At 31.8% G+C, this 13,986-nt stretch carries 13 protein-coding genes and 3 riboswitches; of the genes, 11 read left to right on the top strand and 2 right to left on the bottom strand.

Annotated features, from left to right (window positions below; genetic code table 11):
• Nucleotides 1-15: 15 nt before the first annotated feature.
• The 8 genes from CLJU_RS10945 (at nt 16) to CLJU_RS10905 (ending at nt 7,426) form a co-directional block, all read left to right on the top strand.
• On the top strand, nt 16-789 hold the full coding sequence (locus CLJU_RS10945) for a DUF4430 domain-containing protein (RefSeq protein WP_013238879.1): 774 nt from the start codon (nt 16-18) through the stop codon (nt 787-789).
• A gap of 27 nt (nt 790-816) precedes the next feature.
• Nucleotides 817-2,706 (top strand): cell wall-binding repeat-containing protein, encoded by a 1,890-nt coding sequence (locus CLJU_RS21300; protein WP_013238878.1) that lies wholly within the window; start codon nt 817-819, stop codon nt 2,704-2,706.
• A gap of 39 nt (nt 2,707-2,745) precedes the next feature.
• Nucleotides 2,746-3,489, top strand: coding sequence for a hypothetical protein (locus CLJU_RS10930; RefSeq protein ID WP_013238877.1), 744 nt, complete (start codon nt 2,746-2,748; stop codon nt 3,487-3,489).
• Nucleotides 3,490-3,505: 16 nt separating this feature from the next.
• The gene (locus tag CLJU_RS10925) at nt 3,506-4,258 is read left to right on the top strand and encodes an efflux RND transporter periplasmic adaptor subunit (protein ID WP_242825728.1); all 753 of its coding nucleotides are present in this window, start codon (nt 3,506-3,508) and stop codon (nt 4,256-4,258) included.
• 18 nt (nt 4,259-4,276) lie between these two features.
• Nucleotides 4,277-4,984, top strand: a complete 708-nt coding sequence (locus CLJU_RS10920) for an HlyD family secretion protein (protein ID WP_013238875.1) — start codon at nt 4,277-4,279, stop codon at nt 4,982-4,984.
• Nucleotides 4,985-4,997: 13 nt separating this feature from the next.
• Nucleotides 4,998-5,966: a sugar phosphate isomerase/epimerase family protein gene (locus CLJU_RS10915; protein ID WP_013238874.1), complete on the top strand. Its 969-nt coding sequence runs from the start codon at nt 4,998-5,000 to the stop codon at nt 5,964-5,966.
• Nucleotides 5,967-6,063: 97 nt separating this feature from the next.
• Nucleotides 6,064-6,238: riboswitch (cobalamin riboswitch) on the top strand.
• 151 nt (nt 6,239-6,389) lie between these two features.
• Entirely contained in the window at nt 6,390-7,064 is a 675-nt protein-coding gene (locus tag CLJU_RS10910) for an energy-coupling factor ABC transporter permease (RefSeq protein ID WP_013238873.1), read from the top strand.
• A gap of 2 nt (nt 7,065-7,066) precedes the next feature.
• On the top strand, nt 7,067-7,426 hold the full coding sequence (locus tag CLJU_RS10905; RefSeq protein ID WP_013238872.1) for a hypothetical protein: 360 nt from the start codon (nt 7,067-7,069) through the stop codon (nt 7,424-7,426).
• Between the two features lie 98 nt (nt 7,427-7,524).
• Nucleotides 7,525-7,701, top strand: a riboswitch (cobalamin riboswitch).
• Nucleotides 7,702-7,933: 232 nt separating this feature from the next.
• On the opposite strand, the gene CLJU_RS10900 is transcribed toward CLJU_RS10905, so the two are convergent.
• Together CLJU_RS10900 and CLJU_RS10895 are read right to left on the bottom strand one after the other, a co-directional pair.
• Nucleotides 7,934-9,103 carry a phosphoribosylaminoimidazolecarboxamide formyltransferase gene (locus CLJU_RS10900; protein WP_406541122.1) on the bottom strand — a complete coding sequence of 390 codons (1,170 nt, stop codon included), beginning with the start codon at nt 9,101-9,103 and terminating at the stop codon, nt 7,934-7,936.
• Nucleotides 9,104-9,162: 59 nt separating this feature from the next.
• Nucleotides 9,163-9,243: riboswitch (ZMP/ZTP riboswitch) on the bottom strand.
• 61 nt (nt 9,244-9,304) lie between these two features.
• Complete coding sequence (locus tag CLJU_RS10895) at nt 9,305-10,237, bottom strand: metal ABC transporter substrate-binding protein (RefSeq protein ID WP_013238870.1); 933 nt, start codon at nt 10,235-10,237, stop codon at nt 9,305-9,307.
• A gap of 219 nt (nt 10,238-10,456) precedes the next feature.
• Here CLJU_RS10895 and CLJU_RS10890 point away from each other — a divergent pair, with 219 nt between their 5' ends.
• From CLJU_RS10890 to modA, 3 genes are all read left to right on the top strand, one after another.
• Nucleotides 10,457-10,930 carry an HAD family hydrolase gene (locus CLJU_RS10890; RefSeq protein ID WP_013238869.1) on the top strand — a complete coding sequence of 158 codons (474 nt, stop codon included), beginning with the start codon at nt 10,457-10,459 and terminating at the stop codon, nt 10,928-10,930.
• Nucleotides 10,931-10,961: 31 nt separating this feature from the next.
• On the top strand, nt 10,962-12,644 hold the full coding sequence (locus CLJU_RS10885) for a MutS-related protein (protein ID WP_013238868.1): 1,683 nt from the start codon (nt 10,962-10,964) through the stop codon (nt 12,642-12,644).
• Nucleotides 12,645-13,145: 501 nt separating this feature from the next.
• Nucleotides 13,146-13,967, top strand: coding sequence for a molybdate ABC transporter substrate-binding protein (modA, locus tag CLJU_RS10880; protein WP_013238867.1), 822 nt, complete (start codon nt 13,146-13,148; stop codon nt 13,965-13,967).
• The last annotated feature ends 19 nt before the right edge of the window (nt 13,968-13,986 follow it).

The raw sequence follows: 13,986 nt of genomic DNA, 5'->3' as shown, positions 1-13,986 counted from the left end.
AGGTAATGTGTATTTATGAATATTAAGAAGAACAAAAAGAAGTATGTTATAGCAATTGCTGCTTTTGTTATATTTGCAATTATGTTTACTTTTGGCTTAAAAGCTGAAAAAATGTATGCTAATACGCTGACAAATAAGCAGATGAGTGCTGAAAATTCTCAAAGCAAATCCAACCATAAAAATGTTGCAGGCAATGCTGCAGAAAATAAAAATAGTTCTACTTCAAAGTCTTCTGAAAACGGTAGTAAATCTTCTGGTTCTGTTGGATCTGATGCATCTTCTTCTGGAAGTAGTAAGTCTTCCCTAGATTATCCATCAGATACTGGATCTAAAAATGGATCAAAATCAAGTAATCCTTCTACTGCTACCTCAAATGGAAGTGTAAAGGTTACTTCTACAGATCCAGAGAGCAAGTGTACTTTTCAGGTTATCGATACAGTCCACGGCAATAAAATGGTTGTTTCAAAAGATGTGGACAAAAGTATGGAGGGTGAAACAGTAGGCTATATAACGGAAAGAATTTTGGATGATGCTAAGATAAATTATAGATGCACAGGTTCTGTTTCTACACTTTATTTTGCAGCTATAGATGGACTTGAAGAGAAAAAAGCTGGGAAACTTTCAGGATGGTGTTATTATATCAGAAAAAATGGAGACAATGTATTTCACAAACCTAATATAGGCAGTGGACAGTGGACATGGCATAGTGGTGATGTAATAGTTTGGAAGTATCTTGCTGATGGAATTCATGATGGTTATGAAGGTGACTGGGGAAAGAGCAGTTTCTAAAATAAAAGAGAAGGGAATGAAAATAATATGAAAAAGAATATTAATAAATTTATTGTATTTTTATGTACACTGGGTATTACAATATCTGGGTTTGAAGCAAATGTAAATGCTGATGCAGGAAGTAAAAATTCTGCTGATAAAACTATAACTAGAGATAGAATTTATGGAAGCGATAGAATTGGAACTTCACTAAAAATAAGTCAAAATGGGTGGAAAGATGGTTCCAGTACTGTAGTTATAGCCCAGGGATATGGTTATGCAGATGCTCTTTGTGCAGCTCCTCTTGCAAAAAAATTCAATGCACCTATAATTCTTTCAAGACAGGATGCGCTAAATGATAATACTATAAGTGAAATTGAAAGACTTAAAGCAAGCAAGGTGTTTTTAATTGGAGGAACAGCTTCATTATCTGATAATATAGTAACTCAACTAAAAGGTCTTGGGATAAGTGACATACAAAGACTTGGAGGTACAAATAGATATGAAACTTCAGTGAAGGTAGCTCAAAATATTGGTAATGTAGATAGTGCCGTAGTTGCATCAGGAAATGGTTATGCAGATAGCCTTTCTATAGCGCCAATAGCTGCAAGTAAAGGTATGCCAATACTTTTATCAGGAAGTGGAAGCTTGCCAGATGTAGTAAGTAACTATATAAAAGGCAGTAATGTAAAAAAGACTTATGTAGTAGGGGGAACTGCTTCTATAGGAGATAACGTAAAAAATGTACTTCCAAATGCTGAAAGGTTAGGAGGATCTACTAGATTTGAAACAAATCTTTCTATACTTCAAAATTTTAAATCAGATCTTAAATTTAACAATGTATATATAGCAGAAGGAGACGGGCCAAGTGGAAATGAATTTGCAGATGCACTTTCAGGTTCAGCTCTTGCAGCACAAAAATCTGCTCCTATGGTACTTGTTTATAAAACTATTTCTGCCAATAATTCAAATTTTATAAAATCTAATATGACAGACAATACTGTACTTACGGCTTTAGGCAGCAATTTAGTTGTACCTGATTCAATTTTAGATGAAATTGAAGGCATATCTAGTGGAGTTTCTTCTTCTGTAGACAATTCACTAAATTCAGCTGTAAGCAAAATATTAAGTAATGCAGAAAAAGAAGGAATAGATGATTGGCAGGCATTGGCAATATCGAGATATGGGGCAGAAGTTCCTGCAAGTTATCTGAGTAATCTTCAAAATAGCATAAGCTCTGTAAATGGAGAACTAACACAACCTACAGATTATGAGAGAACTACTTTGGCACTTATGGCCATAGGACAGGATCCTACAAATTTTCAGGCTAGTGATAAAAGTTATAATTTCATAGAAAAGATATATAATAACAAAGATATATCAGAACAGGGAATAAATGCAGAAGTATTTGCACTTATAGCTCTAGATTCTGGGAATTTTAACATACCTCAGGGTTCTGTATGGACAAGGGATAAGTTAATAAGTGAAGTTTTAAAGAATAGAACAAATGATAAAGGCTGGGATTATGCTGGTGAGAAAGCTGATCCGGATATGACGGGTATGGCACTTACGGCTTTAGCACCTTATAAAGATAAGGCAGATGTGAAGGATGCTGTTAGTACAGCTTTTGCTAAACTTTCTTCTATGCAAGATGCAGATGGTGGTTATTCTTCCTGGGGAGTATCTAATAGCGAGAGTATATCACAGGTCATAATAGCTCTTTGTGCCAATGGAATAGATCCTACAAGTGAAGCTTTTACTAAAAATGGGAAAACCACAATAGATGCCCTTTTAAGCTATGAGGTAGCAGGTGGAGGATTCTGCCATGTAAAAGGAACAGGATACAATGCTATGGCAACGGAACAAGCAACTCAAGCATTTGAGGCATATAAAATGTTTAAGGGAAATGCAGGGAGCGGCATATATAAATTTAAATAGACTATTAATGCATTAGAAAATATTGTGGGGTGCAAGAAAATGAATAAAAAGAAAAAATATATTATAGCTGTAGTAGCATTTGTAGTCTGTGCCATCTTATTTACATTTGCTATAAAAGCTCAGAGAATGTATAGTGACAGCCTTACAAACAAACAGGCAAGTTCCCAAGATACAAATAGTAAATCAAAGGCACTTAGTCAGTCACAGGGTGCTAAAGATAAAGAAAATGGAAAATCAAAAGATGTATCTAAAAGCTCCAGTGGAGCACCTTCTTCTGAAAGTCAAAAAAATGATAAATCCTCATCTATAAGTTCTAAGGGAAGTAGTGCAGGGAGTAATTCCAGCCAGAAAGAAAATAATCCTGCAGTTTCTCAATCTTTAGGTGAAAATATAGTGGTTAAATCGGGTGATCCAGAAGAAAATAATTCTTTTCAGTTTATTGATACAGTTAATGGTAATAGCGTTTTTTTAAGAAAAGATGTAGATAATATGGATGGCGAAACGGTAGGCTATATAACGGAAAGAATTTTGGATGATGCTAAAATAAATTACAAATGTACAGGATCTGCTTCTACAGTATATTTTGCAGCTATAAAAGGACTTGAAGAAAAAAAGGCAGGAAGGCTTTCTGGATGGTGTTATTATGTTAGAAAAAAGGGCCAAAGCAAGTTTGTAAAACCAAATGTTGGAAGTGGACAGTGGATATATCATACTGGGGATATAGTTGTATGGAAATATTTAGCTGATGGCATACACGATGGTTATTCAGATGATTGGAAATAATATGATTCATGGGAGAATGCAGTTGAAAAAATCTATTTTATTTTGTTTAGCTATTGGAATATTTTTTAGTGGATGTAGTTCTACAAATAATACTAAATCTACAAACTTAGCTATATCAAATTCTGATACTACCTTTATAATGGGTGGAAAGATTGCAACAAATGACAGTGTAGATATAACTTCTAATATTTCCGGAAGAGTTTCTGAAATGTCCACAGAATTAGGTAAAAAGGTAAATTTGGGAGATGTTGTTATCAAATTAGATACATCAGATTTACAGAGCAAGGTTGATCAGGCTAAGTCAGCAGTAAATGCAGTACAGACAAACTTATCTAGTGCAGCTACTTCAACTGCATCTAATATTTCTCAATATCAATCTGAGCTGGCTCAGGCCCAAGCTCAATTAAAAACTTCAGAGGCATCTTTAAAAGATGCCTCTATTACAGCACCTATTTCGGGTATAGTAAGTTCGCAAAACATTAATGTAGGAGATATGGTTATTCCAGGTAAACCACTTATTTCAATAGTTAATGCAGATAATCTCTATGTAAATGTATATGTACCAATAAACGTTTTAAATCAAATTCAAGTTGGGCAGAGTGTAGTGATAAAAGTACCAGATATCTCAGATAATAGGTTTTTAGGAAAGATAGCTGTCATAAATTCAAAAGTGAATTCACAGAGCCAGGATGTTCTTGTGAAGGTAACTTTAAATAGTAAAAATGGACTTTTAAAACCAGGTATGTTTGCAGAGGTTGGATTGAAATAATGAAAAAGGTGGGTTAATATGAAATTTGGTACAGTCATTAATATAGTTAAAAATCGTAAAAAAGTGGTTATAGGAATATTAGCAGCAGTTTTAATAATAGCTATTGGTTGGGTTTCCTATTATGTATATGAACACGTGTATTATGTAGCTACTGATGATGCAAAAGTTACGGCAGATGTGATTAAAGTGGGTTCACAAATTCAAGGAAAAGTATTACAATTTAATGTAAATGAAGGAGATTTAGTTAGCAAAGATGAAATATTGGCACGTCAGGATATGGGTAATCTCCCGGATTCTAGCATAGAACAATCTTTAATAAAATCACCTATTAGCGGTATTGTTGTAAAAAAGGAAGTGAATGCAGGGGAAGTTTTATCACCAGGAAAAACTGCGGTACTTTTAGCAGATCCTGAAAACTTTTATGTTACTGCAAAGATAGATGAAACAAAAATAAGAAGATTAAAGGTTGGACAACCTGTTCAAATAACTATAGATGAATATGGCTCACAAAAGTTTCAAGGAAAAATAAAATCTATAAGTGAAATGACAGAAGATGCGTTAAATCCCACAGCATATTCAACTGACAGAAAGCATAACAGAAAAGTTGAAAAAATACCTGTAAAAATTATATTTGATAATTCTAAAAAATTAAAAAATCAACTTACATTGGGCACTAATGCCTCTATAAAAATTTGTGTAGTAAACCAAAATACTAAAAGTAAATAGGAAGTGTGGAAAATTGTTGAAGTTAATGAATTTATCTACATATAATTATGATGTTGAAAGATTTCATTGTAATAAAAATAATATCATAAACTTTTTAAAAAAACATAAAATGGATGGTATTGAGCTTTTGCATCCCATAGGACTAGATGAAAATATTATTCCATGTAACCTTGTTAAAGGTGTCCATTTAAAGTATTATCCTACATGGCTAGATTTTTGGAATAATAATACACAGGAACTTTTAAAACAATTCAAAAGTTTGGATGTTATTGAAAAATATTATGGTGGTACTAACAGAGAAATTATGATAGAGCATTATAAAAAAGAGATCAAAATGGCTGATAAGATTGGTGCAGAATATGCTGTTCTTCATGTAGCTCATGTACAAGAAAAGCATGTTTTCAATTATGATTTTACATATACTGATGAAGAAATTATAGATGCTGCTAGTGATCTAATAAATGAAGTTTTTAAAGGCATGGATACAAACATAAAATTACTATTTGAAAATGAGTGGTGGCCTGGATTCACCATGTTAAGTTATGAAAATGCATATAGGTTATTAGATAAAGTTAATTATTCAAATAAAGGATTTGTATTGGATACATCACATTTAATGAATACAAATTTGCATCTTAAAAGTGAAAAACAGGGAATCGAATATATAATAAATACTGTAAAAAATTTAAGAGAATTAAAAAATTTGATAAAGGTTATACATCTTAATTGTTCTTTATCAGGTGAATATGTAATGAAAAAAATAAATAACACAAGAGGAAAAGAGTTTATATTACCTCCAATGAGTGAAGAAATATTTATGCATGTTTTTAATATAGACAGTCATAAGCCTTTTACAGATACTTGTGTAAAAAAGCTGCTGGATTTTGTAAAACCTGAGTATCTTGTCTATGAGCTTGTTGGAAACTCTATTGGAGAGCTGGAAAAATATATTGACACTCAAGATGAAGCTTGTTTATTATAATAGGTACATTAAAGAGCATACTTGACATAAAAGAGGATTTGTGAGAGAATTAACATAAATAATTACATGGTGTAATTTTACAGTAATTATCATAAAAGAATATAAAAAAGATATAGGTGCATTATTATGCTGAAAAGGGAAGCCAGATGAAAAGTCTGCACGGTCCCGCCGCTGTGAAAAAGGAGTCCTTATTTATATGTCACTGGGAAACTGGGAAGGCTATAAGGATGATGATCTTAAGTCAGAAGACCTGCCTATATTGTTTAGGAACCATTAAGCTCTACGAGTGATAGGGAGGTGACTTAATTTTAGTATATTAATTTGTTATTATACATTTTAACCCTCTTAGTCTAGTCTAAGAGGGTTAAAATCGTTTACTATATAGTAAACGATGCAATTTATTAAAATTGGAGGCTTTATAAAATGCATATTGAAGATGGAATTTTATCACCACAGGCCTGGGGTACATGGTATGTAATAAGTGCCATGTTTATTGTACCGGGCGTTAAAGAGATTAAAAGAAGAGTAAAGGAGAATTTATATTATAAACCTTTTCTTGCTATGATGGGAGTGGCAGTATTTGTTATTTCTTGCATGCACTTTCCTGTACCTGTAACCGGTTCCTGTTCTCATCCTTGCGGCACACCACTGGCAGCTATTGTAGTAGGACCACTAGCTACTGCTGTAATCTCAGCTATTGGATTGTTTTTTCAAGCCATATTTTTGGGACATGGTGGTATTACAACTATAGGTGCCAATGATTTTTCAATGGGTATTGCAGGAGGAATTTCAGGATATTTTTGCTGGAAGGTTTTAAGGCATTTTAAAAGCCCTATATGGCTTGCAGCTGGAGTGGCAGGTTTTGTTGGAGATATAGTTACATATTTGGTAGCAGCTTTGGAACTTGCAATAAGTTTGCATGGACATATTCCTATAGTGAAGCAGTGGATGATATTTTTTGCAGGGTTTGGACCTACTCAAATACCTCTAGCTATAGGCGAAGCAGTATTTACAGCTGTAATTCTGCAGGTTATGGTAAGTAGGCGTCCTGATTTAATGCCAGATGTACTTGGACGGAAATATAAGGAGGCAAGATAGCGATGAAATCAACTACAAATGCAGTAGATATAGAAAATAAGAAAGGTACAAGCATTAAATTTATAGATGGATTTACTAAATCTATTCTAACGGTATTGTTAATTTTGTTGGTTCTTATATTTGGAGCAGGTAAGTATATGAGCAGTCATAACATGGAGGCTGGTGGCACTGATGACAAGGTAAACACCATGGCTTCAAACAAAATTAAAGCAGATCACCATCCATTTATTGAATTGCCTGGTGATGCAGAAGTAGGAGCTTTTTCTGTGGCAAATTTTTGTGCAGGATTGATAGTTGGACATCATTGGGAGAAAATATTTGGCAAATCAAAGTCAAATAAAAAATCTTTAGAGAAAGAGTAGAGTATAAACGAATCATTATTACAGAATTTTTTTATAATTAAAATATTTAATGCATTTTACTTGACAAATGAATGGCGTAAGTATATAATATAAACATAATCAAATAGTAAAGTATGTGGTTTACATAGGTAATTAAAAGGGAAAATGGTGAAATTCCATTACAGCCCCCGCTACTGTATTGGGTGACGATTTTAAATTTCCACTGGAGTATTCCGGGAAGGAATTAAAGAGGATGATCCTATAGTCAGGAGACCTGCCTATACTTTTGAAATAATCTTTCGGAGGGAAAGATTAATGCATTAGTAATTTTTAGGCTATGTTGTTATAAAATTGATATGGCTATGTAATGTGTTAATTAGGGACTTCCAAAAGAAGTCCCTTTTTATATATTGGTGTTAACTTAAACATATCTAATCCCTTTAATACTGCTGTTGCAATGGTGTGCAACAGCAGTTTTTTTATATATCATTAATCAAACTTTAAATTTAGCCACTTAGATAATCTAAATTAATGATGAAATAATCTTAAATTTGAAAATGACATTACCATATTATAGTCGTTACAAGTTTTTATTACAATATCATCTCTTATAGAACCACCTGGCTGAACAATATACTTCACACCGCTTTTAGAAGCTCTATCTATATTATCTCTAAATGGGAAAAATGCATCAGATCCTAAAGATACACCTTGAAGTTTTGAAAGCCAATCTTTTTTTTCATCTAAAGTAAGCTTTTTAGGAATTTCAGTAAATACATCTTTCCATCCTATAGTTTCTTCAGGAGTTACGTCATCACGGAGATACTGATCTATTACATTATCCATTTCAGGCCTTTTAAGTCCTTCTTTAAAAGGAAGGGATAGTACCGTCGGATGTTGTCTTAAAAACCATATATCTGCTTTTGATGCAGCAAGTCGTGTACAGTGAACTCTTGACTGCTGACCTGCTCCAACTCCAATTACCTGACCGTCTACTGCAAAACAAACTGAGTTAGATTGTGTATATTTTAGGGTGATCATTGAAATTAGAAGATCTCTTTTAGCGCTTTCTGGCATATTCTTATTATCTGTTACTATGTTTTTTAAAAGATCATCCGTTATAACTGCATCATCCCTTTTTTGTTCAAAAGTTACTCCAAATATCTCTCTTTTTTCCATTTCTTCTGGTTCATAATTTGGATCAATTTGAATTATACAGTAGTTTCCTTTTTTCTTTGTCTTTAGAAGCTCTAGTGCTTCCTTGCTGTAGGATGGGGCAATTATTCCATCTGAAACCGATGCTTTAAGTATTTTAGCAGCAGATAAGTCAACTTCATCACTTATAGCTGCAAAATCTCCATAGGAGGACATCCTGTCTGCTCCTCTTGCTCTTGAATAGGCAATAGCTGCAGGGGAGAGTTCCATATCTGAAACTGCATATGCCTTTTTTAATACATCATTTAGAGGCACTGCAACTGCAGCACCTGCAGGGCTTACATGCTTAAAAGAAGCAGCACTACAAAGTCCTGTGGCATTTCTAAGTTCCTTTACAAGTTGCCAGGAATTAAAGGCGTCCATAAGATTGATATATCCTGGTCTTCCGTTTAATATCTTAAAGGGAAGAGTACCTTCTTTCATATAAACTCTTGCAGGTTTTTGGTGTGGGTTGCACCCATATTTAAGTACAAATTCATTCATTTCCATTTATAAAATACCTCCATTTTAAATTTAAGCATAAAAAAACCTGGGCAAATTATATAATTTACCCAGGCGGTCGATATCTTTTTTAATCATGCTCCCTATGGTAAACTCCATTTCCGCCAGTTACATGATTATTTTATGCAATTTATTAAATTATATTATATTGAAAATGTCATGTCAAACAAATTGTTGAAGAATTTATTTTAAGCTGTTATAAATCATTTGTAAATTATATTTCATACTTTGTATGTAATTTTTATTATCTTCATTTCCCTCTATTGTATATATTTTTTCTACTTTTGCTCCAACTTCTTTTGCAAGGGTATTTGATACTTTAGGGCTTACCATGTCTTCCACAAAGATAGTTTTTATTTTATTTTGTTTACAATAGTTTACAAGTCCCTCTAATTTTTTAGGGGAGGGTTCTCCTTCTGCAAATACATCTTCTACACTATTTTGTTTTAAACCAAAATCTCTGCAGAGATATGCAAAAGCAGCATGTCCTGTTACAAAACTTTTATTTGAAACTGTCTGAAATTTTTTGTTATATTCGCTGTACAAATCATCAAGTTGTTTTGAAAAATCATTGTAATTTTTTTCGTAAAAGTTTTTGTTTGATGGATCTGCTTTAATTAAGGCATCTTTTATGCTTTTAGATTGATTCTTGGCATTTTTTAGACTTAGCCACATATGAGGGTCGTATTGCCCATGCTCTTTCGTTTCATCATTATCAGTATTTTTAATTGGAACTGAACCTTTTGAAGTATCTACTGCAATTAAATCTTTATTATTTATAGATTTTAAAACCTTGTCTTTCCAGGATTCCATACCCAATCCATTATATATAAACACATTGGCATCACTTAAGTTTTTGAAATCTTTTGCAGTTGGTTCAAAATCGTGAGGCTCTGTGCCAGCAGGTATCATTGTAATAATATCAATTTTATTCTTTCCAATAGCTGAAGTAAATTCTCTCATTGCGTTAAAGGATACAACTACTTTTATTTTGGATTTGGATTCTTTAGTATTATTTGAAGCTGTTCCCGCAGCACAACCTCCCAAAATGAAAATAATGCAGGTAAAAATAAGGGCTAGTATTGTAAACTTAATGGGTGTATTTCTTTTAAGCATAAACTTCCTCCTAAAATATTATATATGCAAATGCAAACAAATTGCATTTGCATATATAATATTACTAGCTGAAAAGGAATTTGTCAATAAATACTAGAAACTTAGAAATCTGTTTATCTTTAGGAATATGATGGTAAAGTTAACATTGACAAGTTATGTTTGAATAGTTTACAGTAAAATTAAGTAATTTGCAAAATGCTATAAAGGGGATAATTAAAAATGATAGTATTTGATATACCCGGCAGCAGGAGTATTACCATAAAAAATGTTATTTTTGATTTTAATGGTACTCTTGGACAAGACGGGATTTTAATTGATTCTGTGGGGGATAAATTAAAGGAGTTGGCAGGCAAAGGCGTTAATATTTATGTGATTACAGCAGATACTTACGGAACTGTAAAAAATCAGTGCCAGGGTCTTCCAGTTAAGGCTAAAGTATTTAATAAAGAAGATTCATCTAAAGATAAAAAGTATATGGTTGAAAAGCTAGGATGTGATGTTACCGCATCTGTTGGCAATGGAAGAAATGATCTAGAAATGTTTAAAAATAGTATTATATCTATTTGTGTTATTGGGAGAGAAGGATGCTTTACTAAATCTTTGCTAGAATCTGATATAGCAGTTACAAATATTTTAGATGCTATAGATTTATTGTTAAACAATGATAGAATTAGAGCTACACTTAGAACTTAAGCAAAAGTAAAAAATAGAAGGAGGAATAAATATGTGGGTTGTACTCGGATACATAGCTGCTATTATATTAGTGAGCATATTAATCTCAGTATTTTCAAACATTAAGTCAAATAATGAAATTAGGAGAAGAATAGAAAATGATTGGGGTGCAGAGTTTGAAGAAAAATATACGGAAGATGACCTAAAGAGTACAGCGGAATACTTTAATAATAGAAAAGAAGTGGAAAAAGGAACAGTTTTTATTGATGAAATTACCTGGAAAGATCTTGATATGGACAGTATTTTTAAAAAAATAAACAATACAGAAAGTAGTCCTGGAGAACAGTATTTATACAATATATTAAGAGAACCTATATATGATGAGGAGAAACTTAAACATAGAGATGAATTGATAAAATTTTTTCAGAATAATGATAAAGAGAGAAAAAGTATACAATATATACTTGCCAAACTAGGCAAAAATAGGGCTTGTTTTATAACTGATTACTTTTACAATAAGGGTAATAAGAGAAAATCATTACTGTTCTACTACAGAATTTTGTCTTTGATCCCCTTTGCAGGTGTAGGATTAATATTTCTAAATCCATATATAGGACTCGCTACTATTATATTGTCCTTTTCCTACAATATATTTGTATATTACAAAGAAAAAAATAAGATAAAGCATAAATTTGAATCCTTTATGTACATACTTAAAATAGTAAAATATGCTGGAGATATTTTGAAAGAAGATGTAAAGGAGTTTAAAGATTACAATAAAAAATTAAAGGAGGCTCTTAAAGAACTAAGATCTATAAAAAGACTTTCTTTTGCTTCAAAAAATAATGGTACAGATGTAGGGATAATAGCTGAGTATACTAGTATGTTTTTACTCACGGATTTAATTAATTATGAAAAAATGTCAAATGCCCTTATGGAAAGAAACAGTGAGTTTAAAGTAATATTTGAAGTAATTGGAGTGATAGACAGCTGTATGTCTATTGCAGCTTACAGGAGAAGAATAAAAAATTATGTTACTCCAGAGCTTACTAAATGCAGAAGAAAGCAGGAAAATGTGAATGTGTTTAAAGATATAAGACATCCTCTTATGGAAAAATCTGTGCCGAACTCCATAGAGATTTCAGATTCCATTTTAATTACAGGGTCCAATGCATCAGGTAAATCAACTTTTTTAAAAACAGTAGCTATAAATATTATTTTAGCGGAGACAATATATACCTGTCTTGCTTCAGAATTTAAATGCTGTTATTTCAAAATATATACATCTATGGCTTTGAAAGACGACATATTTAGCAATGAAAGTTATTATATAGTAGAAACTAAATCTTTAAAGAGAATTATAGATAATTTAAATGAGGATATACCTACTATATGTTTTGTAGATGAAATTTTACGAGGAACCAATACTGTAGAGAGAATTTCAGCTTCTTCTCAAGTGCTAAAATATTTAACTTTAAATAACTGTATATGCATTGCAGCTACCCATGATGTGGAGCTTACTCATATACTTGAAAGGTATTTTGAGAATTATCATTTTCAAGAAAGTATTGAAAATAATGAAATAAAGTTTGATTATAGAATCCATGAAGGAAGGGCTACCACTCAAAATGCAATAAAGCTTTTAGGCATTTTAGGATATAATGATGCTATTGTAAAAAAGGCACAGGATAAGGCAAACAAATTTTTAACTGAAGGTATATGGGAAGCAGAATAATTTCAATATTATATATAATAAGTATATAATCCAACTTTGGTACATATAAAAGTTTGAATTAATATAAAAAATTGCTAAACAATTTTTTAAAGAACAAAGTTCAAATATCAAATAAGGATAATTTTTTTCCTAACGTAAGAAAATATTAAATTATAGATTTACTCAGGTACGACGGAAATCGTCTTTATTTGTTCTTTGTTATTTGAACTTTGCTATTTTCAAAAGCTTTGCAAAGTTTTTGAAAATAACAGAGTTGATTATATAATTATAATAGTGAGCATTCAATTTATAATTGAATGCTTTTATGTTAAGTATTATTATAATGTTTTTATGACAATGTTTACAAACGGGTTGAATAATTGCTTAAGTAGATGATATAATAGATATATCATAATAAAACACTATATTATGGAATAAAATGTTCCTTTGTATAACTCTATATAATGTTATGTTATGATTCACTGAAAAATAATATAAGTTTTAAACGCTGGGGGTGTTTTAATGAAAAAACTAAAAAAAAGTTTAGTACTCATTCTGGTTTTAATTGTCACAACCATGGCAGCAGGTTGCGGCGGTAGTCAGAGTTCAAGTGAAAAAAAGTCAGATTCCTCTACAAAACAAGAAAAAGCAGTGACTTTAACTGTATCTGCTGCTGCAAGTTTAAAGGATTCTATGAATGAAATCAAACAGTTATATGCAAAAGATCATCCGAATGTTACTATTACATATAATTTTGGAGCATCAGGGACTCTTCAACAGCAAATTGAACAAGGAGCACCAGCAGATATATTTATGTCTGCAGCAACAAAACAGATGGATGCATTAAAAGGTAAAAATTTGCTAGTAAACGATACTATAACTAATCTTTTAAAAAATGATGTAGTTCTTATAGTACCTAAAAATTCATCTTCTAATGTTAAGAGTTTTAACGATTTAGCAAGTGATAAGGTTAAAAAAGTAGCTCTTGGAGAAGTTAAAAGTGTACCAGTAGGACAATATTCCCAGGAAATACTTACAAATTTAAAGATAATGGATAAGGTTCAACCAAAAGCTATTTATGGTAAGGATGTAAAAGAAGTTTTGACCTGGGTTGAGACAGGAAATGTAGATGCTGGTATAGTTTATAAAACTGATGCATTAGTATCAAAGAAAGTAAATATTGTAGCTACGGCACCTGAAAACTCTCACAAGGCTGTAGTATATCCAACAGCTGTAGTTAAAGCTAGTAAAAATCCTACTCAAGCTAAAGATTTTCTTAAATTTTTATCAAGTGATAAAGCTAAAGCCGTATTTCAAAAGTATGGATTTAAACTTGGAAAATAATTTATTGTAATGGAGAGGA

The organism is Clostridium ljungdahlii DSM 13528 (genome assembly GCF_000143685.1).
Taxonomy (GTDB): domain Bacteria; phylum Bacillota; class Clostridia; order Clostridiales; family Clostridiaceae; genus Clostridium_B; species Clostridium_B ljungdahlii.
Note: the sequence above shows the minus strand (reverse complement) of the source record. Positions and strands in the feature narration are given on the sequence as shown.

Excerpts from the sequence above, each read along its gene's own strand:
- CLJU_RS10945 (WP_013238879.1), top strand. The coding sequence starts at position 16 with ATGAATATTAAGAAGAACAAAAAGAAGTATGTTATAGCAATTGCTGCT.
- CLJU_RS21300 (WP_013238878.1), top strand. The coding sequence starts at position 817 with ATGAAAAAGAATATTAATAAATTTATTGTATTTTTATGTACACTGGGT.
- CLJU_RS10930 (WP_013238877.1), top strand. The coding sequence starts at position 2,746 with ATGAATAAAAAGAAAAAATATATTATAGCTGTAGTAGCATTTGTAGTC.
- CLJU_RS10925 (WP_242825728.1), top strand. The coding sequence starts at position 3,506 with ATGCAGTTGAAAAAATCTATTTTATTTTGTTTAGCTATTGGAATATTT.
- CLJU_RS10920 (WP_013238875.1), top strand. The coding sequence starts at position 4,277 with ATGAAATTTGGTACAGTCATTAATATAGTTAAAAATCGTAAAAAAGTG.
- CLJU_RS10910 (WP_013238873.1), top strand. The coding sequence starts at position 6,390 with ATGCATATTGAAGATGGAATTTTATCACCACAGGCCTGGGGTACATGG.
- CLJU_RS10905 (WP_013238872.1), top strand. The coding sequence starts at position 7,067 with ATGAAATCAACTACAAATGCAGTAGATATAGAAAATAAGAAAGGTACA.
- CLJU_RS10900 (WP_406541122.1), bottom strand. The coding sequence starts at position 9,103 with ATGAATGAATTTGTACTTAAATATGGGTGCAACCCACACCAAAAACCT.
- CLJU_RS10895 (WP_013238870.1), bottom strand. The coding sequence starts at position 10,237 with ATGCTTAAAAGAAATACACCCATTAAGTTTACAATACTAGCCCTTATT.
- CLJU_RS10890 (WP_013238869.1), top strand. The coding sequence starts at position 10,457 with ATGATAGTATTTGATATACCCGGCAGCAGGAGTATTACCATAAAAAAT.
- CLJU_RS10885 (WP_013238868.1), top strand. The coding sequence starts at position 10,962 with ATGTGGGTTGTACTCGGATACATAGCTGCTATTATATTAGTGAGCATA.
- modA (WP_013238867.1), top strand. The coding sequence starts at position 13,146 with ATGAAAAAACTAAAAAAAAGTTTAGTACTCATTCTGGTTTTAATTGTC.